Raw genomic sequence first — 20,605 nt, forward strand, 5'->3', positions numbered from 1 at the left:
AATTGTTAATTCGTATTTTAAAAGACATGATTTTCAAACTTTTTAATTACTAAGCAATGAAACAAAACAAGTAAATTTACTTTTTACTTTTATATAAGGCATTTAAAGCTAAAGCAACAATTATCATTGTAATACCTAATAGGCTCCATATAGTATACACCTCACCGAAAATAAAAGCACCAAACATTACTGTAAAAATAACTTCTAAATATTTTAACGGCGCAACTTGATTTGTAGCAGCTATTTGAAAAGCTTTAGTCATATATACTTGTCCGAAATAACCAAAAACACCTAAGGCAAATAACATAAGCCATTCAATTCCTACAGGGTTAGTCCAATTAAACAAGGCGACAGTACCTCCAATAATAGTTGAAATAACCATAAAATAGTTTACTACAACCACCGGATGGTCTGCTTTCCCTATTTTACTAATAACCACGTAAACTAAACCACTAAAGAGCGCAGAAATAAAAATGAGTAATAAGCCATAAGGATCTAAGGTGGCGTCAAATCCTTTTAAAATCACTACACCAATAAAGGCTCCAAGAAAAAAGAGCCATTGTATGGCTTTTACCTTTTCTTTTAGCAGTAGTACAGCAAAAACGGCAGCGAAAATTGGTGCCATATAGCGTAATGAAACCGCTGTTCCTATAGGAAGGTATTTGGTTGACATAAAAAATAAGGCCATGGAAGTTACCCCAACAATACCTCTTAAAACTAATAGTTTTCTTTTATTCCCGAAAATAGGAATTTTATGCTTCCATAGGAATCCAAAAGTAAAAAACAAGGAACTCAAGGATCTAAAAAATACTATTTGAAACGCATCATAATGTGTTAAATATTTTACGATGGCATTCATACATGTAAAAGCTAATGTGCTTATTAACATATATTTTATCGCGTTTCTAACGTCCATGAGCTCTTAATTTAAATTTTCTATTAGAATTTATGAAATACACCCCAGTAAGTAAAATAAACGCTGCACATATAGATTGCAGTGAAATTTGTTCATTCAAAACCCACCACCCTAAAATCAAAGCTATAATAGGATTAACGTAGGTTGAAGTTGCTACTTTTTCAGGAGAAACCGTTTTTAAAAGATAATTAAATGCTGTAAAGGCAATAAGGCTTCCAAATAAAATTAGGCCTAACATAGACCATTGTACTTCCTTTTGCCAAGTACTAGGCCAAGACCAAGATTCATTTAAAATAAGACTGATGAAACCCAGAAAAACACCACCACATAACATTTGATAGCCTGTGTTTACAAAATGATTACTAGGCAAATCGGCTTTGCCCACAAAAATACTGGCATAAGCCCAACTAACCATACAAGCAAAAATGGTTGCCATGCCTAAAATTTGCCCATCTTGACTCAATATTTCTTTTTGCCCGACCAATAAAAAGATGCCTATAAAACCTAATACCACGCCAAAAAAAGACATGAGTGAAATGCGTTTACCTTGAAGGAAACGTAAAAGCAATAGCACTACCAAGGGCTGGGCAGAGATCTCTAAAGCAGCAAAACCACTATCGACGTATTTTAAGGCCCAAACAACAACACCGTTACCAAAGGTTAAAAACAAAAAACCAGCTATAGCCGTATTTTTAAGCTGTTTGGAAGTAATTTTTAAACTTATTTTAGAAACTTTAGCTATAATGAAAATTAAGCCACTAGCCGTTAAAAAACGAACTGAGGCTAAAAAAAAAGGTGGTAAATTGCTTACAGCTATTTTATTGAGTAAATAAGTGGAACCCCATATCACATAGATGGCAAAAAAGGATAAAATGATAAGAATCGTTTTACGCGATATACTCATATATCTGCTTAGGGGTTTGTAGTATAAACTACAGGATAAAAATTTTTAAATCTTTTTTACTTGAACGGCGTTCATGCCTTTTTGACCACGTTCTAGCTCGTAAGTCACTTTATCATTTTCCTCAATAGGCTCTAAAGTACCGCTTATATGAACAAAATATTTTTCCTGATTCACACTATCAATAATAAATCCGAAACCTTTAGAATGATCAAAGAAAGACACTTTACCTTCTTTTGCAACTGGCTCTTCTTCTTCGCGATCTTCTTTTTTAGGAATTCCTAATTCAATGGATTCGGCCTCAATCTTTTCACGCATTGCAGGATCTGGAGGTGTGTCTGTTAGATTCCCGTTAAAATCAACGTAAGCAAATTGAATCCCTTGTGGGTTTTCTTTAGCTTCCGCTCTTCGAGCTTCTTTCTTTTTTTGCTTTTCCTCACGTTTTTTTAAACGTTTCTTTTCTTTTTCAATTTTGTTAAAGGTAACTTGCGATTTTGCCATAGTTTATCTATTCGAACAGAATTTAATGTGTTAATTATACTGCAAAGATAAAGCTTATTTTAAGTAAGCTACAATTATTCATGTTATTATTAAGAAGGATGACTTAATCTTCTGGAGGAAAACCATGGATTTCTTCAAAAACTTCATCAAAATTAGAGCGTAAATATGAATTTAGCTTTTTTCGATAATCCCCTTTTAACCAATCTACAAAGTTATAAGTACTTTTACTAATACACTTGGTGTAACGTTGAATTCTAAAATCGATATCATCGCCTAACATTTTAGCTAAGGCAATGGCATCGTATACATCTTCACTGTTTTCAATACAAATTTTAGCATGCTGCTCAATAGAACGCTCTAATACTACTTTTGAAGATTCTCCATTTCTAATAGAATCCACGTAGGTTTTTTGAATATCGAAATACACATCTTTAGATTTACTAAACTCAGCACGTAGGTCATCCGGCATTTCATATCTAAAATTACTCTCTAGATCTTCATCACTTAAAATAGAATCTAAGTAATAAGTTGGCGATTTAAAAATACGTTGCCAATCTAGGTCTTCACCCCAAGGACCAAATCTGTGGAAGTTATTTCCTAAATCGATTACAGAAAAGGTTTTCTTATTTTTCAATATACGCGACCCACGACCAATCATTTGATAGTAAAGGGTTAAGGATTTAGTCGCTCTGTTTAAGATGATACTATCAACGGTAGGTTCATCAAAACCAGTGGTTAAAATACTTACCGAAGTTAAAATGGCATCTGGTGTATTTTTAAACCATTTTAATATCATAGCACGCTCTTTTTTACTATTGGTATTATCTAAATGTGCAATAGGATATCCGGCTCTTCTAAAGGTATCATAAACATGTAAAGAGGTATTAATACCATTATTAAAAATTAAAGTTTTCTTGCCTTTAGAGCGTTCTTCGTAAGCTTGTAACAATTTGGATAACATGTCATTGTCGGTATACAAGTCTTCCGATGATTTCACCGTATAATCACCATTCGCTCCAACCACTAACGAAGTTAAACCTACGTTATAAGTAAACATTTCGGCACGTGCTAAAAAGCCATTTTCAATTAGAGACTCTATACTCTCCCCTACAATAAGTTCATCATAATTATCGGTCATTGGCAATTCAATGCTAGAACTTAAAGGCGTTGCGGTAACACCTAAAATAAACGACTGGCTAAAGAATTTAAATAATTTTGTAAACGAATTGTAGTGTGCCTCATCGATAATCACTAATCCAATATCAGAAATATCAAGTTTATCGTCGTTTAATCGGTTGTTTAGGGTTTCAACCATGGCTACAAAGCAACTGTAATCGGCTTGATCACTTAAATCTGCTTTACTATCTACCACTTTATTATGAACACCAAATTCGGTTAACACTTTCGATGTTTGACGACACAACTCAATACGGTGGGTCATGACCAAAACCTTTTTCTTATGGTGCTTTAAATATTGTCTAACAATTTCAGAGAAAATTACTGTTTTCCCTCCACCAGTAGGTAGCTGATATAGCAAATGATAATCATCTGGAGACTCTTCAAAGGCTTTAAATATTTTATCTATTGCCCCTTTTTGATAGCTATACAGATCTTTTCCTTCTTTTCTTTCTTCTAATTCCGCTTTTGTTGCCGACATGCTTAAAATTTTATGACGTGCAAAAATAACATCTTTAAAGGGTTTATCATACATGAATTGACTTAAAATTATGTTGTGTTTTTATAGTATTCACTAAGCAAAAGATTATTAAGCCATTAATTGCAAGTTGAAAACTAAAAATAATGCGATAAAAAGTGATATCTTTATTTTAAATTATTGTTGTCCGATAAAAAACAGAATTAGCTAAAAAAGCTTTGGTGTTGGCCTTTTTTATTGATCGCACTCTTTATTTTGAAAACAGAACCTCCTTATGGGTCAAAAAGGCTTAATTGCCCAATGTTTTTGGTTGTAATCTCTTCCCAATTAGCTTCTGGGTTTTTCAGGAATTTGAACAAATCGATATATGTCATCAAATGGTATCGTATGACGGACATCATATTGGAATAAGCCCAGTTTCTTTGGGCTTTTCTTTGGATCACAAGCATAATGAGCTGGATTATCAAACTGACCCAGATTTGTATTTCGATGGCATTTTGATTGTCTCCCAAAAAATACTTTAGCGGAAAGTTCTGTTTAAGCCGCTTGAACATCGTCTCAATCTGCCACCTATTTTTATAGATGTCGGCTATTTTGTCTGCATCAAGATCATAATTATTAGTGATGAACTCATAAACTTTTTGGTGCTTTTCGTGCCAAAAAGCGATTCTCCTCAGGGAAAAAGCGTTGCCGTTTTTGTCCGTAAGCCCTATTTTTTCGTCCTTTAGGACAGCATCGTCCACTTTATTGGAGATATCAAACTCTTCAAGGCTTGTATAGCGAGCATTGTCCTTTTGCCGAGTCACAAAGTAAACATCTTCCAGTGTCCATTTTTGGTATTGCTCATAATCCACATACCCTTTGTCAAAAACCACATAAGAGCCCTTCTTGAGTTCCAGGTCTTTTAAAAAGGTGTGGTCGTGCGTGGCCGCGCTTGAAAACTTAATCAGACAAGGAACGTCTTCCATGGCGTTTATCATAGTATGCATCTTGATACCTCCTTTCTTTTTGCCGTTGAGCGGGTTCCTTCCTACACCTTTAAGAATGTCACTAAATAGGGGGATGGTCGAGGAATCAACGATTTTAAGGTTCTTCACTGCAGGTTCTAAGGGTCTGCTGTCCGATAAAAAGCGATGGTAACGTTTGTAGAGTAAATGATAAATATCGGCAAATACTTCAGAGCTTCTTCTCCTGTTAGCATCTGACAAGGTACTGCGTTTTGGAAAGTCCGTGAGTCCTAGATGGTTGATCTTTCCCTCGCAGGCAAGCATAATACTGGAAACCTCACGAAGTGAGCTACAGCCACTGATCACGGTAAATACCATAGTGGCCAAATGCTCATAGGTGGTAAACTTTTTGGTATAGCGATCGCTGTTGTGCTTTTTGGCTGTCCGATGAACATCTTTGGGCAAAATGAAATTTAATACCTGTTTGATTATGGGTTGTCCGCTAAAGTTTTTACTTTTATTCATATCTTGGATGTGTGATAACTTCAAGATACAAAATAAGCGGGAAATCCTATCTTGGAAATCCCGCTTTTAAAATCTTTTATCGGACACTAATGATTTTAAATCTTGAAATTGTTCATTTTTTTTTATTATTGTCCGATAAAAAACAGAATTAGCTAAAAAAGCTTTGGTGTTGGCCTTTTTTATTGATCGCACTCTTTATTTTGAAAACAGAACCTCCTTATGGGTCAAAAAGGCTTAATTGCCCAATGTTTTTGGTTGTAATCTCTTCCCAATTAGCTTCTGGGTTTTTCAGGAATTTGAACAAATCGATATATGTCATCAAATGGTATCGTATGACGGACATCATATTGGAATAAGCCCAGTTTCTTTGGGCTTTTCTTTGGATCACAAGCATAATGAGCTGGATTATCAAACTGACCCAGATTTGTATTTCGATGGCATTTTGATTGTCTCCCAAAAAATACTTTAGCGGAAAGTTCTGTTTAAGCCGCTTAAACATCGTCTCAATCTGCCACCTATTTTTATAGATGTCGGCTATTTTGTCTGCGTCAAGATCATAATTATTGGTGATGAACTCATAGACTTTTTGGTGCTTTTCGTGCCAAAAAGCGATTCTCCTCAGGGAAAAAGCGTTGCCGTTTTTATCCGTAAGCCCTATTTTTTCGTCCTTTAAGACAGCATCGTCCACTTTATTGGAGATATCAAACTCTTCAAGGCTTGTATAGCGAGCATTGTCCTTTTGCCGAGTCACAAAGTAAACATCTTCCAGTGTCCATTTTTGGTATTGCTCATAATCCACATACCCTTTGTCAAAAACCACATAAGAGCCCTTCTTGAGTTCCAGGTCTTTTAAAAAGGTGTGGTCGTGCGTGGCCGCGCTTGAAAACTTAATCAGACAAGGAACGTCTTCCATGGCGTTTATCATAGTATGCATCTTGATACCTCCTTTCTTTTTGCCGTTGAGCGGGTTCCTTCCTACACCTTTAAGAATGTCGCTAAATAGGGGTATGGTCGAGGAATCAACGATTTTAAGGTTCTTTACTGCAGGTTCTAAGGGTCTGCTGTCCGATAAAAAGCGATGGTAACGTTTGTAGAGTAAATGATAAATATCGGCAAATACTTCAGAGCTTCTTCTCCTGTTAGCATCTGACAAGGTACTGCGTTTTGGAAAGTCCGTGAGTCCTAGATGGTTGATCTTTCCCTCGCAGGCAAGCATAATACTGGAAACCTCACGAAGTGAGCTACAGCCACTGATCACGGTAAATACCATAGTGGCCAAATGCTCATAGGTGGTAAACTTTTTGGTATAGCGATCGCTGTTGTGCTTTTTGGCTGTCCGATGAACATCTTTGGGCAAAATGAAATTTAATACCTGTTTGATTATGGGTTGTCCGCTAAAGTTTTTACTTTTATTCATATCTTGGATGTGTGATAACTTCAAGATACAAAATAAGCGGGAAATCCTATCTTGGAAATCCCGCTTTTAAAATCTTTTATCGGACACTAATGATTTTTTTTAAAAAAATGTAACAAAATACAATTTCACCCTTCTAATAAACATTATTAATTAACTCCTTTCAGATTTTTTAACTTTACACATTCAAATGACAACAACAATTTTAAAAATTAGCAGTGCTTTATTCTTAGTATTAAGTATGATTATACAAACAAACGCACAAAACATTACAGGTTCGTGGGCGGGGAAAATCACAGTTCAAAAAACAGAACTCCCCCTAATGTTTAACATTTCTAAAGAAGGCGAAGAACTTAGCTGTACCATGGATAGTCCAGCTCAAGGCGCAACAGATATCCCTATGGATGAAGTTACTTTTGCAGATAACACGATTACGATAAAATTTAACCAAGCCGCTTTAAAATATGTGGGAACTTTTAAAAATGATGTTTTTGATGGGACTTTATTTCAGGGCGGACAAGAACTGCCTTTAGTTCTAACTAAAACGGTAAAAACCTTGCCTGGAAACACAGATTTACCATCATCGGAAGCAGAATTAGAAAAACTCATGCATTACGATAAGGGCAATTATAAGTATTCGGTTGAAGATTATTTTGCAAAACCTAAGGCCAGCGCTTTTTCCTTTTCTCCTAATGGTGATTACTTAGCGTATAAAGAAAAAGATGAAAATGCTAAAAACCACGTTTATGTTAAAAGCCTTGAAACCGATAAGGTAACCCAGGTTATTAAGGAAGAAGATGAATTAATTCGTGCTTTTGGATGGGCTAACAACAACCGACTGGTTTATATCATGGATAAAGGCGGTAATGAAAACTACCATTTATTTGCTGTAAACTTAGATGGAAGCAAGCAAACCGAACTAACGCCTTTTGATGGTGTAAAAGTGAATATTCTCAATAGTTTAAAAGAGGATAAAGAGCATATGATTATTTCTATGAATCAAAATAATCCGCAAATTTTTGAACCTTATAAAATCAATATAACCACTGGAGAATTGGTTCAGCTTTACAAAAATGATGATGCTGCCAATCCAATTGATGGATACGAATTTGATAAAGACGGTAAGCTTCGTGGGTTTTCAAGATTACGTGATGGGGTTAACATGGATTTATATTACACCACGGATGGTAAGAATTATGAAATCAAAAAGAAATTAAACTGGAAACAAACTTTTAGTATCATTTCTTTTAACTATGCCACCGAGAATCCTCATGACGCCTACGTGGTTTCAAATTTAGATACCGATAAAACGGAAATCTATTTATATGATTTAAAAGAAGATAAGGTTATTAAAAAATTATTTTCAAATAAAGAATTTGATGTATCTGGTTTAAGGCTATCTAAAAAGAGAACTTACGAATTAGATTATTTTGCTTATGAAGGTGAAAAACAAGAAATTGTTCCTGTAAGTGATTATTTTAAAAAACTTCACAAAAAACTTACGACTAAGTTTCCTAATTACAACTACTCTATTGCTGGTGTAACCGATGAAGAAGACAAATATTTAATTTTCCTTCAAAGCGATAAATTATACGGGATGTATTATGCTTACGACCCTATTAAAGATGAATTTAAATTACTTTACAATTTAATGCCAAATCTTAAGGAAGAAGACATGGCCGAAATGCGCCCTATTTCTTTTAAAAGTAGAGATGGCATGCACATTCATGGGTATATTACATTACCTAAAGCAGCTATAGATGGTAAAAAAGTTCCCGTAATTGTTAACCCTCATGGCGGACCTCAAGGCATACGTGATTCGTGGGGATTCAACCCTGAAGCACAACTTTTTGCTAGTCGTGGTTATGCTACGCTGCAAGTAAACTTTAGAATTTCTGGTGGTTATGGTAAATCATTTTTAGAATCTGGGTTCAAACAAATTGGAAGAAAAGCTATGGATGATGTTGAAGATGGTTTGCGTTATGTGGTAAAAAAAGGTTGGGTTGATAAAAACAATGTCGCTATTTATGGTGGTAGTCATGGTGGTTATGCTGTATTACGCGGATTAACAAAAACTCCAGATTTATACACTTGTGGTGTCGATTATGTAGGTGTTTCTAACTTATTTACTTTTATGAATACCATCCCTCCATACTGGAAACCTTATTTAAAAATCATGAAAGAAATTTGGTATGATGAAGAAGTTGCTTCTGAAAAAGTAATCATGGAAGAAGTTTCTCCGGCATATCACATCGATAAAATTAAAAAACCACTTTTTGTAGTTCAAGGAGCTAACGACCCAAGAGTGAATATTGATGAATCGGATCAAATCGTGAAGGCGCTTAGAGAAAAAGGTGTAGATGTGCCTTATATGGTTAAATATGATGAGGGCCACGGATTTCATAAAGAAGAAAACCGACTAGATCTTTACAAGGCTATGATGGGTTTTTACGCCAAACATTTAAATAACTAATTCAAGTATTTATAAAAAGTAAAGCCTTGGGTTTAAACACATTAGTGTCCGATAAAAGATTTAAAAAGCGGGATTTCCAAGATAGGATTTCCCGCTTATTTTGTATCTTGAAGTTATCACACATCCAAGATATGAATAAAAGTAAAAACTTTAGCGGACAACCCATAATCAAACAGGTATTAAATTTCATTTTGCCCAAAGATGTTCATCGGACAGCCAAAAAGCACAACAGCGATCGCTATACCAAAAAGTTTACCACCTATGAGCATTTGGCCACTATGGTATTTACCGTGATCAGTGGCTGTAGCTCACTTCGTGAGGTTTCCAGTATTATGCTTGCCTGCGAGGGAAAGATCAACCATCTAGGACTCACGGACTTTCCAAAACGCAGTACCTTGTCAGATGCTAACAGGAGAAGAAGCTCTGAAGTATTTGCCGATATTTATCATTTACTCTACAAACGTTACCATCGCTTTTTATCGGACAGCAGACCCTTAGAACCTGCAGTGAAGAACCTTAAAATCGTTGATTCCTCGACCATACCCCTATTTAGTGACATTCTTAAAGGTGTAGGAAGGAACCCGCTCAACGGCAAAAAGAAAGGAGGTATCAAGATGCATACTATGATAAACGCCATGGAAGACGTTCCTTGTCTGATTAAGTTTTCAAGCGCGGCCACGCACGACCACACCTTTTTAAAAGACCTGGAACTCAAGAAGGGCTCTTATGTGGTTTTTGACAAAGGGTATGTGGATTATGAGCAATACCAAAAATGGACACTGGAAGATGTTTACTTTGTGACTCGGCAAAAGGACAATGCTCGCTATACAAGCCTTGAAGAGTTTGATATCTCCAATAAAGTGGACGATGCTGTCTTAAAGGACGAAAAAATAGGGCTTACGGACAAAAACGGCAATGCTTTTTCCCTGAGGAGAATCGCTTTTTGGCACGAAAAGCACCAAAAAGTTTATGAGTTCATCACTAATAATTATGATCTTGATGCAGACAAAATAGCCGACATCTATAAAAATAGGTGGCAGATTGAGACGATGTTCAAGCGGCTTAAACAGAACTTTCCGCTAAAGTATTTTTTGGGAGACAATCAAAATGCCATCGAAATACAAATCTGGGTCAGTTTGATAATCCAGCTCATTATGCTTGTGATCCAAAGAAAAGCCCAAAGAAACTGGGCTTATTCCAATATGATGTCCGTCATACGATACCATTTGATGACATATATCGATTTGTTCAAATTCCTGAAAAACCCAGAAGCTAATTGGGAAGAGATTACAACCAAAAACATTGGGCAATTAAGCCTTTTTGACCCATAAGGAGGTTCTGTTTTCAAAATAAAGAGTGCGATCAATAAAAAAGGCCAACACCAAAGCTTTTTTAGCTAATTCTGTTTTTTATCGGACAACAATAATTTAAAATACTCATAATTTCAAATGAAATTATTTGCGAATAAGGTTTTTATTACAAAAACTTAAACTTGTAGGTCTATATTTGTGTAAATGTAGGCTTTTACAATATATTTGCAAGTAATATTAACCAAATAATTCATTAATTATGAAAGTGAAAATTAAAATTATTGGGCTGCTTATGGTATTACTATTGTTTGCCCAAAAATCTGAAGCTCAACAAGAAGGGTTTATTGGGGAAGTAAAAATGTTTGCTGGGAGTTTTGCTCCAAGAAATTGGGCGTTTTGTGATGGTCAATTATTGTCTATTGCTCAAAATACAGCTCTATTTGCCATAATAGGCACCACTTATGGTGGTGATGGTAGAACAACTTTTGCTCTACCCGACTTGCGCGGTAGAGCCCCTGTAGGCGTTGGAACAGGTGCGGGATTATCAACAATTAAAGCTGGTGAAAGATCAGGAAAAGAAAATATTACTTTAAATATTTTAAATATGCCTAGTCACACACATACGGCAACCTTTACACAAACACATGGTGTTTCAACCATTCCAGCTGTAGCCGATGAAGCAAACACAGACGACCCAACAAATAACAAACTTGCCATCCCTAATATTGGAGGCGCTAATATGCTGTATAGTAATGCATATTCTGATGCGACCTTAGCCAATGGCATAACAAATGTTCAAGGCATTGTAACTGTTTCTAGCAATGGCGGACAGCAATCTTTTAATAATAGAAATCCTTATTTAGGAATCAATTATATAATCTGTCTTTTTGGAACATTTCCTTCAAGAAATTAATATATCTATCCAAATGACAAATAATTATTTTAAATATTTAAAAACAATAGTTTTGTTTTTATTTTTAGCCACGGTTAGTAATCCTGTTTTTTCTCAAACCACTTTAACAAAAGGTGATCTTGTTTTTACTAGAATTCAAATGGACGATGATTCATTTTCTTTTCTTGTTTTAACATCTTTAGAAAATGGTACTGTTTTTTATATAACTGATGAAGCTTGGAATGGATCCAGCCTGCAAACGAATGAGTCTGAATTAAAATTTACGGCAACATCTGCTATAGCTCCAGGAGAAGAAATATCTTACAATACAGCTTTAGAAACGTTAACTTTTTCTAGTGGTAATACGTTGGGAAATATGGTTTCCGTTGGCATTAATTCTCCTACGAATAATATGCTTGGAACAGCTGGTGATAATTTATTTATCCATCAAGGTACTCAAGGCTCACCTACTGTAAATGATTTTATTACCGGTATTAGTGCAAACGCAGGTTCATTTGGAACTCCAGGCGATGCATGGCAAAGTGCAGCCTCAACTTCAAATTCTATCTTACCTAGTTCTTTAACTAACGGAACTAATGCACTTGGATTATATCCTGATGGGGTTCAATCAGAAGTTGATAATGCCCGTTACAAACCTAGCGCATTACATTCTGGCGATAAATCTGCTATTTTAGCTGCTATTATGAATATTTCGAATTGGGAATATGATAATGACATAGCGTTTGGAATATCATCAACACTTTTCTCAGTATCGATACCTTGTACAGATCCAGATATCCCTACAATTACACCTTCAGCAACCACTGTATGTTTGGGAGCAACTGCAACTTTAAATATTGTAGGTAATCTAAATGATGCTACACAATGGCATATTTATACTGGTTCTTGCGGAGGTACACTTGTTGGATCTACTAACACTTCTTCTTTTAACGTTACTCCTGGGTCACCAAGTACAACATATTATATTAGAGGTGAAGGAGGTTGTATAACTCCTTCTACTTGTGCTACAGTAACCATAAATGCAACATCCGTTTCACCTTTTATTTCATCACAAACAAATATAAGTTGCAATGGTGGTTCCGATGGTAGTGCTACAGCTTCTGCTTCTGGCGGAACTGCACCGTATTCTTATTTATGGAGTAACTCTGCAACTACCGCTGCAATAGCAGGTGTTTCTGCTGGCAATTATACTGTTACCATCACTGATGCGAATGGATGTGCTACTAATACTTCTGCAACGATTACAGAGCCTGCTGCTTTAGTAGCAAGTACAACTATTAATAACAATGTGAGTTGCAATGGTGGTTCCGATGGTAGTGCTACAGCTTCTACTTCTGGCGGAACTGCACCGTATTCTTATTTATGGAGTAACTCTGCAACTACCGCTACAATAGCAGGTGTTTCTGCTGGCAATTATACTGTTACCATCACTGATGCGAATGGATGTGCTACTAATACTTCTGCAACGATTGCAGAGCCTGCTGCTTTAGTAGCAAGTACAACTATTAATAACAATGTGAGTTGCAATGGTGGTTCCGATGGTAGTGCTACAGCTTCTGCTTCTGGCGGAACTGCACCGTATTCTTATTTATGGAGTAACTCTGCAACTACCGCTGCAATAGCAGGTGTTTCTGCTGGCAATTATACTGTTACCATCACTGATGCGAATGGATGTGCTACTAATACTTCTGCAACGATTACAGAGCCTGCTGCTTTAGTAGCAAGTACAACTATTAATAACAATGTGAGTTGCAATGGTGGTTCCGATGGTAGTGCTACAGCTTCTGCTTCTGGCGGAACTGCACCGTATTCTTATTTATGGAGTAACTCTGCAACTACCGCTACAATAGCAGGTGTTTCTGCTGGCAATTATACTGTTACCATCACTGATGCGAATGGATGTGCTACTAATACTTCTGCAACGATTACAGAGCCTGCTGCTTTAGTAGCAAGTACAACTATTAATAACAATGTGAGTTGCAATGGTGGTTCCGATGGTAGTGCTACAGCTTCTACTTCTGGCGGAACTGCACCGTATTCTTATTTATGGAGTAACTCTGCAACTACCGCTACAATAGCAGGTGTTTCTGCTGGCAATTATACTGTTACCATCACTGATGCGAATGGATGTGCTACTAATACTTCTGCAACGATTGCAGAGCCTGCTGCTTTAGTAGCAAGTACAACTATTAATAACAATGTGAGTTGCAATGGTGGTTCCGATGGTAGTGCTACAGCTTCTGCTTCTGGCGGAACTGCACCGTATTCTTATTTATGGAGTAACTCTGCAACTACCGCTGCAATAGCAGGTGTTTCTGCTGGCAATTATACTGTTACCATCACTGATGCGAATGGATGTGCTACTAATACTTCTGCAACGATTACAGAGCCTGCTGCTTTAGTAGCAAGTACAACTATTAATAACAATGTGAGTTGCAATGGTGGTTCCGATGGTAGTGCTACAGCTTCTGCTTCTGGAGGAACTGCACCGTATTCTTATTTATGGAGTAACTCTGCAACTACCGCTACAATAGCAGGTGTTTCTGCTGGCAATTATACTGTTACCATCACTGATGCGAATGGATGTGCTGCTATTACTTCTGCAACGATTGCAGAGCCTGCTGCTTTAGTAGCAAGTACAACTATTAATAACAATGTGAGTTGCAATGGTGGTTCCGATGGTAGCGCTACAGCTTCTGCTTCTGGCGGAACTGCACCGTATTCTTATTTATGGAGTAACTCTGCAACTACCGCTACAATAGCAGGTGTTTCTGCTGGCAATTATACTGTTACCATCACTGATGCGAATGGATGTGCTACTAATACTTCTGCAACGATTGCAGAGCCTGCTGCTTTAGTAGCAAGTACAACTATTAATAACAATGTGAGTTGCAATGGTGGTTCCGATGGTAGTGCTACAGCTTCTGCTTCTGGCGGAACTGCACCGTATTCTTATTTATGGAGTAACTCTGCAACTACCGCTGCAATAGCAGGTGTTTCTGCTGGCAATTATACTGTTACCATCACTGATGCGAATGGATGTGCTGCTATTACTTCTGCAACGATTGCAGAGCCTGCTGCTTTAGTAGCAAGTACAACTATTAATAACAATGTGAGTTGCAATGGTGGTTCCGATGGTAGTGCTACAGCTTCTGCTTCTGGCGGAACTGCACCGTATTCTTATTTATGGAGTAACTCTGCAACTACCGCTACAATAGCAGGTGTTTCTGCTGGCAATTATACTGTTACCATCACTGATGCGAATGGATGTGCTGCTATTACTTCTGCAACGATTGCAGAGCCTGCTGCTTTAGTAGCAAGTACAACTATTAATAACAATGTGAGTTGCAATGGTGGTTCCGATGGTAGTGCTACAGCTTCTGCTTCTGGCGGAACTGCACCGTATTCTTATTTATGGAGTAACTCTGCAACTACCGCTACAATAGCAGGTGTTTCTGCTGGCAATTATACTGTTACCATCACTGATGCGAATGGATGTGCTACTAATACTTCTGCAACGATTGCAGAGCCTGCTGCTTTAGTAGCAAGTACAACTATTAATAACAATGTGAGTTGCAATGGTGGTTCCGATGGTAGTGCTACAGCTTCTGCTTCTGGCGGAACTGCACCGTATTCTTATTTATGGAGTAACTCTGCAACTACCGCTGCAATAGCAGGTGTTTCTGCTGGCAATTATACTGTTACCATCACTGATGCGAATGGATGTGCTGCTATTACTTCTGCAACGATTGCAGAGCCTGCTGCTTTAGTAGCAAGTACAACTATTAATAACAATGTGAGTTGCAATGGTGGTTCCGATGGTAGCGCTACAGCTTCTGCTTCTGGCGGAACTGCACCGTATTCTTATTTATGGAGTAACTCTGCAACTACCGCTACAATAGCAGGTGTTTCTGCTGGCAATTATACTGTTACCATCACTGATGCGAATGGATGTGCTACTAATACTTCTGCAACGATTGCAGAGCCTGCTGCTTTAGTAGCAAGTACAACTATTAATAACAATGTGAGTTGCAATGGTGGTTCCGATGGTAGTGCTACAGCTTCTGCTTCTGGCGGAACTGCACCGTATTCTTATTTATGGAGTAACTCTGCAACTACCGCTACAATAGCAGGTGTTTCTGCTGGCAATTATACTGTTACCATCACTGATGCGAATGGATGTGCTAGTTCTTCAAGTGAAAGTTTAACATTAATTAATAATTTAGATGATAGCGTAACGCAAAATGTAAATATGTTAACAGCAAATCAAACTGGAGCTACGTATCAATGGTATGAGTGTAGTAATTCTGATACTTTATTGATAAAAGAAACAAATCAAAGTTATACCGCAACAGCTAAAGGAAATTATAAAGTAAAAATTATTCTAGGTGGTTGCCAAGTCGAATCTATGTGCATAACTGTAACTACGCTATCTATATCAAATTTAGAGAAAAATAAATTTTATTTTTCAATGTATCCCATCCCTGCCTCAAATAATTTAACAATAAAATCTAATTTAGGTGACGATTTTCAAATAGTTAATCAACTTGGGCAGATTGTTAAAATATTCAAAGCAAAATCTGACACAGAGAAAACTGTTTATGTTGGAAATTTAAGCGAAGGTATGTATTTTGTTAGAGCAGCAAATGGAGTTTCTAAAAAACTAATAATTACCAAATAGTTAAAGTAAACACCTTTTCTTTAAGGAGCTAAAATTGTTGACACTTTAATCTAATAAGGCGCATTCAGAATTTAGCTCAATTGAGTAATACTCAGATATTAAAAACCAAGAATTGATTAAATATCAGTCTTGGTTTTTTGTTTTTTTTTATCATTAGTGTCCGATAAAAGATTTTAAAAGCGGGATTTCCAAGATAGGATTTCCCGCTTATTTTGTATCTTGAAGTTATCACACATCTAAGATATGAATAAAAGTAAAAACTTTAGCGGACAACCCATAATCAAACAGGTATTAAATTTCATTTTGCCCAAAGATGTTCATCGGACAGCCAAAAAGCACAACAGCGATCGCTATACCAAAAAGTTTACCACCTATGAGCATTTGGCCACTATGGTATTTACCGTGATCAGTGGCTGTAGCTCACTTCGTGAGGTTTCCAGTATTATGCTTGCCTGCGAGGGAAAGATCAACCATCTAGGACTCACGGACTTTCCAAAACGCAGTACCTTGTCAGATGCTAACAGGAGAAGAAGCTCTGAAGTATTTGCCGATATTTATCATTTACTCTACAAACGTTACCATCGCTTTTTATCGGACAGCAGACCCTTAGAACCTGCAGTAAAGAACCTTAAAATCGTTGATTCCTCGACCATACCCCTATTTAGTGACATTCTTAAAGGTGTAGGAAGGAACCCGCTCAACGGCAAAAAGAAAGGAGGTATCAAGATGCATACTATGATAAACGCCATGGAAGACGTTCCTTGTCTGATTAAGTTTTCAAGCGCGGCCACGCACGACCACACCTTTTTAAAAGACCTGGAACTCAAGAAGGGCTCTTATGTGGTTTTTGACAAAGGGTATGTGGATTATGAGCAATACCAAAAATGGACACTGGAAGATGTTTACTTTGTGACTCGGCAAAAGGACAATGCTCGCTATACAAGCCTTGAAGAGTTTGATATCTCCAATAAAGTGGACGATGCTGTCTTAAAGGACGAAAAAATAGGGCTTACGGATAAAAACGGCAACGCTTTTTCCCTGAGGAGAATCGCTTTTTGGCACGAAAAGCACCAAAAAGTCTATGAGTTCATCACCAATAATTATGATCTTGACGCAGACAAAATAGCCGACATCTATAAAAATAGGTGGCAGATTGAGACGATGTTTAAGCGGCTTAAACAGAACTTTCCGCTAAAGTATTTTTTGAGAGACAATCAAAATGCCATCGAAATACAAATCTGGGTCAGTTTGATAATCCAGCTCATTATGAAGTGTCTACCTTTGTTGTGACGGTTTTATATAGAGTATAAACTATATTTGAATTATGGAAAAAAAATATGACAACGAGTTTAAATCGATGATATTAGATTTATCCAAATCTGGTATACCAACAAAACAACTGAGTGAAGAATATGGAGTTCATACAAGTGTTATTAATAGATGGAAACAAGAGTATGATTTAAAAGGAGGAGATTTTTCTAAAAATGAACCTAAATCCAAAGAACATCAAGAACTTATAGCATTAAAAAAGGAATTAAGAGATGTTAAAATGGAACGTGACATCTTAAAAAAGGCGGTGAGCATCTTTTCCAAGAGCGACAGATAAGGTATAACTTCATTTTATCAAACAAAAATACTTATCCTGTCGAAAAGATGTGCAAATGCATGAAGGTTAGTAAAAATGCTTATTACCATTGGCTTAAAACCAAAGACACCTTAAAGGTTAATTCCTCTAAATCATTTTTAAAAGACAGAATCGAAGCTATATTTGACAATAGTAAACAGATTTATGGTAGCTATCGAATTCAAAAACAACTTGAACGAGAAAAGCTTTTTTATTCCCGTTCATATGTGGGGTTACTTATGAAAGAAATGGGACTAAGAAGTGTATTGAATAAGAAATTTGTGGTAACTACGGATTCAAATCATTCTCTAAAAACAGCTAAAAATGAATTAGACAGGGATTTTACCAGTTTTTCTTTAGGCTACAAATTAGTCTCTGACATTACGTATATAAGAGTTAATCAACAATGGAACTATTTAACCACGATAATGGATTTGGCTGATAGAAAAATAATAGGCTGGTCTTTAAGTGAAGATATGACTACTGAGAATACGGTTTTAAAGGCCTGGGTTGATGCTAGAAGAAACAGAGTGATAAACCAGCAGTGTATTTTTCATTCGGACAGGGGTGTGCAATATGCATCCAACAGAATCACAAATATGTTCTTTTTTAATCAAAAAGTGATACAAAGCATGAGTAGAAAGGGAAATTGCTGGGATAATGCTGTAGCTGAAAGTTTTTTTAAAACCATTAAATATGAGTGGATTAACAGATTTAAGTATACGTCTTATAATCAATTATACAAATCTATTGATCAATATTTAAACTGGTATAACACTCAAAGATTACATTCTAGTTTAGGATACATGACGCCTCTTGAAAAAGAATTACAATTAAAAGGATTTATTAACAAAGCTGCTTAGTATAAAATAGCACCAAATTTATTAGGTAGTCCATTATGCTTGTGATCCAAAGAAAAGCCCAAAGAAACTGGGCTTATTCCAATATGATGTCCGTCATACGATACCATTTGATGACATATATCGATTTGTTCAAATTCCTGAAAAACCCAGAAGCTAATTGGGAAGAGATTACAACCAAAAACATTGGGCAATTAAGCCTTTTTGACCCATAAGGAGGTTCTGTTTTCAAAATAAAGAGTGCGATCAATAAAAAAGGCCAACACCAAAGCTTTTTTAGCTAATTCTGTTTTTTATCGGACAACAATAATTAAAATCCTACTATGTAATAGTTTTGAGGTGGTAACAAGACATAGCTATCCCTGTAAAATTTTATAATAACTAAAATTTAGGCCGCTATTTGAACTCGTTTTTTTGCATTCGCCTACCAATTTCTAGAGCATTTGCGGTATGTATTCCAAAGAATATCCAAAGGGTTTCGGTAGCTTTTGTTTTAGCTTTTATGCGTTTGAGATGGTAATGTTCCTTTTCCTTTCCAAAACTTCCTTCTAATCTAGTTGCTCTTTATTTGGTAATTGCTGATTTAAGTTGTTTCTCTTGCTTATAGTTTTTAGGAAGTTTCCCTTTACGCTTGAAGTCTGTTTTGATATTGTTTTTAGTTACAAAATTTCTATTGTTATTGGTAGCATATATAGCATCTGCACCTACTATTTTCACTTTCCTTTTTGTTAGTGATTGTGTCTTGTAAACAGAGCTCTTTAGCCGTGTACCTTCATTAAAAGCATTAAAACTTAAGTGTTCTATAAAATTAATACCATCTATTTGTAGTTTGTTAACCTTGGCTCCAAATTCAACAGGCTTGACCTCTTTTCCTCGTACGATAGGTCTGAGGTAATCCTTATCAATACTCACAATTCTATCTTTGGGAGAGATTCCTATTTCAAAATACGCTTTTTGCTGAGTATAAACTATTTTTAGTATGGCCACACGACGGTAATAGTTTTTTTTGTAAATTGAACTTTGTAGGTATCTCGAAGCTCTTGTTCGAATTTTATAAACTTGTCAAGCAGATGTAGTAATGATCTTGTGAGTGGTTTTCGTTTTTTGTTAGTTTTTCGACGCATTTTACTAAATTCTGTATAACGATGCTTCCATTTTCTATATTTAGAACGCTGCATTTTTATACCTAAAATTTTACAGGTTTCTCTAAGCTGCTTATAAAGCCAATTTACAGCTTCCCATAGTAATTTTTGAGGTGTAGGATAACGACACTCACTCTCGTAACAAGTGGCGTCAACAGTAATTTGGTTCTGACAATCAATATGATTATTCCAATGATTAAACAAGTCCTTTTCTAATAAATCGATATCTAGCTTGTCTGCCAATTCACAACGTATTTGACTGACTATTTTAAAATTAGTAAGTCTATTAAAACCCAAGTGTATGTCACAGAAAAACTGATAATCAATATTACTATTGAGTTGCTCTATAAGTTTCCTATCTGAGCTACAAGTGTAATGCTTTAAAAACATCAATGCTATTCTGCCTTTGGGACTAAACAGCATTTTGCTACCTGTAGTTTTTTCTTTAATACCAAAAGTATCAACTAAAGAATCCCATGGAATTGCGCTGTAAATTTTTCCTAAATCACTTTCTAAAAATCGACGGTAATAAGCATTAAAGTTTTCTGTAGAAGATAAAAATGAAAACTCATGCTGAAATTCACTAATTTTCTGTATTTTCATAAATGTAAGAATAAGAAAACCCCGTTTTTGGCTCTCAACGGCCTTTTTTGGGGTTTTTATGTACTTAAATTTACGCAAAAACACCTGTATTTACAAGGGATAGGGCATTTTCTGAATACGCCTAATAAAAGCCTATCTATT

Annotated in this window: 15 protein-coding genes; 7 read left to right on the top strand and 8 right to left on the bottom strand. The window is 36.2% G+C overall.

Annotated features, from left to right (window positions below; genetic code table 11):
• Nucleotides 1-76 precede the first annotated feature (76 nt).
• The 6 genes from C1A40_RS15460 to C1A40_RS15485 form a co-directional block, all read right to left on the bottom strand.
• Complete coding sequence (locus C1A40_RS15460; protein ID WP_102996688.1) at nt 77-916, bottom strand: DMT family transporter; 840 nt, start codon at nt 914-916, stop codon at nt 77-79.
• On the bottom strand, nt 906-1,820 hold the full coding sequence (locus C1A40_RS15465; RefSeq protein ID WP_102996689.1) for an EamA family transporter: 915 nt from the start codon (nt 1,818-1,820) through the stop codon (nt 906-908). The genes C1A40_RS15460 and C1A40_RS15465 overlap by 11 nt, the downstream gene beginning before the upstream one ends.
• A gap of 45 nt (nt 1,821-1,865) precedes the next feature.
• On the bottom strand, nt 1,866-2,318 hold the full coding sequence (locus C1A40_RS15470) for a cold-shock protein (protein WP_102996690.1): 453 nt from the start codon (nt 2,316-2,318) through the stop codon (nt 1,866-1,868).
• Nucleotides 2,319-2,421: 103 nt separating this feature from the next.
• Nucleotides 2,422-3,975 carry a DEAD/DEAH box helicase gene (locus tag C1A40_RS15475; protein WP_102997234.1) on the bottom strand — a complete coding sequence of 518 codons (1,554 nt, stop codon included), beginning with the start codon at nt 3,973-3,975 and terminating at the stop codon, nt 2,422-2,424.
• A gap of 269 nt (nt 3,976-4,244) precedes the next feature.
• Nucleotides 4,245-5,444, bottom strand: coding sequence for an IS4 family transposase (locus C1A40_RS15480; protein WP_102994338.1), 1,200 nt, complete (start codon nt 5,442-5,444; stop codon nt 4,245-4,247).
• A gap of 217 nt (nt 5,445-5,661) precedes the next feature.
• The gene (locus tag C1A40_RS15485; protein ID WP_102994338.1) at nt 5,662-6,861 is read right to left on the bottom strand and encodes an IS4 family transposase; all 1,200 of its coding nucleotides are present in this window, start codon (nt 6,859-6,861) and stop codon (nt 5,662-5,664) included.
• A 187-nt stretch (nt 6,862-7,048) separates the two neighbouring features.
• On the opposite strand from C1A40_RS15485, the gene C1A40_RS15490 reads away from it, so the two are divergent.
• The 7 genes from C1A40_RS15490 to C1A40_RS18240 all read left to right on the top strand — a co-directional run bounded on the left by C1A40_RS15490 (nt 7,049) and on the right by C1A40_RS18240 (nt 18,934).
• Nucleotides 7,049-9,331 carry a S9 family peptidase gene (locus tag C1A40_RS15490; protein ID WP_102996691.1) on the top strand — a complete coding sequence of 761 codons (2,283 nt, stop codon included), beginning with the start codon at nt 7,049-7,051 and terminating at the stop codon, nt 9,329-9,331.
• 131 nt (nt 9,332-9,462) lie between these two features.
• Nucleotides 9,463-10,662 carry an IS4 family transposase gene (locus C1A40_RS15495; RefSeq protein WP_102994338.1) on the top strand — a complete coding sequence of 400 codons (1,200 nt, stop codon included), beginning with the start codon at nt 9,463-9,465 and terminating at the stop codon, nt 10,660-10,662.
• Nucleotides 10,663-10,900: 238 nt separating this feature from the next.
• Nucleotides 10,901-11,554, top strand: coding sequence for a phage tail protein (locus C1A40_RS15500; protein WP_241910436.1), 654 nt, complete (start codon nt 10,901-10,903; stop codon nt 11,552-11,554).
• Between the two features lie 52 nt (nt 11,555-11,606).
• Entirely contained in the window at nt 11,607-16,235 is a 4,629-nt protein-coding gene (locus tag C1A40_RS15505) for a T9SS type A sorting domain-containing protein (RefSeq protein WP_158651386.1), read from the top strand.
• Between the two features lie 243 nt (nt 16,236-16,478).
• Nucleotides 16,479-17,525 carry an IS4 family transposase gene (locus C1A40_RS15510; RefSeq protein ID WP_102996693.1) on the top strand — a complete coding sequence of 349 codons (1,047 nt, stop codon included), beginning with the start codon at nt 16,479-16,481 and terminating at the stop codon, nt 17,523-17,525.
• A gap of 34 nt (nt 17,526-17,559) precedes the next feature.
• A protein-coding gene (locus tag C1A40_RS15515) for an IS3 family transposase (protein WP_102996033.1) occupies nt 17,560-18,722 on the top strand; the annotation gives its coding sequence in 2 pieces (ribosomal slippage) (nt 17,560-17,797 and nt 17,797-18,722; 1,164 coding nt in all).
• 35 nt (nt 18,723-18,757) lie between these two features.
• On the top strand, nt 18,758-18,934 hold the full coding sequence (locus tag C1A40_RS18240) for a hypothetical protein (RefSeq protein WP_158651387.1): 177 nt from the start codon (nt 18,758-18,760) through the stop codon (nt 18,932-18,934).
• Nucleotides 18,935-19,283: 349 nt separating this feature from the next.
• Here C1A40_RS18240 and C1A40_RS18590 read toward each other — a convergent pair whose 3' ends face one another.
• Nucleotides 19,284-19,706 (bottom strand): hypothetical protein, encoded by a 423-nt coding sequence (locus C1A40_RS18590; RefSeq protein ID WP_241910437.1) that lies wholly within the window; start codon nt 19,704-19,706, stop codon nt 19,284-19,286.
• Complete coding sequence (locus tag C1A40_RS18595) at nt 19,694-20,464, bottom strand: transposase (RefSeq protein WP_158651388.1); 771 nt, start codon at nt 20,462-20,464, stop codon at nt 19,694-19,696. Before C1A40_RS18595 ends, C1A40_RS18590 begins: the two co-directional genes overlap by 13 nt.
• Nucleotides 20,465-20,605 lie beyond the last annotated feature (141 nt).

The sequence above is a fragment of the Tamlana carrageenivorans genome, assembly GCF_002893765.1.
GTDB lineage: Bacteria > Bacteroidota > Bacteroidia > Flavobacteriales > Flavobacteriaceae > Pseudotamlana > Pseudotamlana carrageenivorans.

Bases quoted from the DNA above. Each gene is read 5' to 3' on its own strand.
- C1A40_RS15500 (WP_241910436.1), top strand. From the start codon at position 10,901: ATGAAAGTGAAAATTAAAATTATTGGGCTGCTTATGGTATTACTATTG.
- C1A40_RS15460 (WP_102996688.1), bottom strand. From the start codon at position 916: ATGGACGTTAGAAACGCGATAAAATATATGTTAATAAGCACATTAGCT.
- C1A40_RS18240 (WP_158651387.1), top strand. From the start codon at position 18,758: ATGCTTGTGATCCAAAGAAAAGCCCAAAGAAACTGGGCTTATTCCAAT.
- C1A40_RS18595 (WP_158651388.1), bottom strand. From the start codon at position 20,464: ATGAAAATACAGAAAATTAGTGAATTTCAGCATGAGTTTTCATTTTTA.
- C1A40_RS15485 (WP_102994338.1), bottom strand. From the start codon at position 6,861: ATGAATAAAAGTAAAAACTTTAGCGGACAACCCATAATCAAACAGGTA.
- C1A40_RS15480 (WP_102994338.1), bottom strand. From the start codon at position 5,444: ATGAATAAAAGTAAAAACTTTAGCGGACAACCCATAATCAAACAGGTA.
- C1A40_RS15475 (WP_102997234.1), bottom strand. From the start codon at position 3,975: ATGTCGGCAACAAAAGCGGAATTAGAAGAAAGAAAAGAAGGAAAAGAT.
- C1A40_RS15470 (WP_102996690.1), bottom strand. From the start codon at position 2,318: ATGGCAAAATCGCAAGTTACCTTTAACAAAATTGAAAAAGAAAAGAAA.
- C1A40_RS15490 (WP_102996691.1), top strand. From the start codon at position 7,049: ATGACAACAACAATTTTAAAAATTAGCAGTGCTTTATTCTTAGTATTA.
- C1A40_RS15510 (WP_102996693.1), top strand. From the start codon at position 16,479: ATGAATAAAAGTAAAAACTTTAGCGGACAACCCATAATCAAACAGGTA.
- C1A40_RS15495 (WP_102994338.1), top strand. From the start codon at position 9,463: ATGAATAAAAGTAAAAACTTTAGCGGACAACCCATAATCAAACAGGTA.
- C1A40_RS15465 (WP_102996689.1), bottom strand. From the start codon at position 1,820: ATGAGTATATCGCGTAAAACGATTCTTATCATTTTATCCTTTTTTGCC.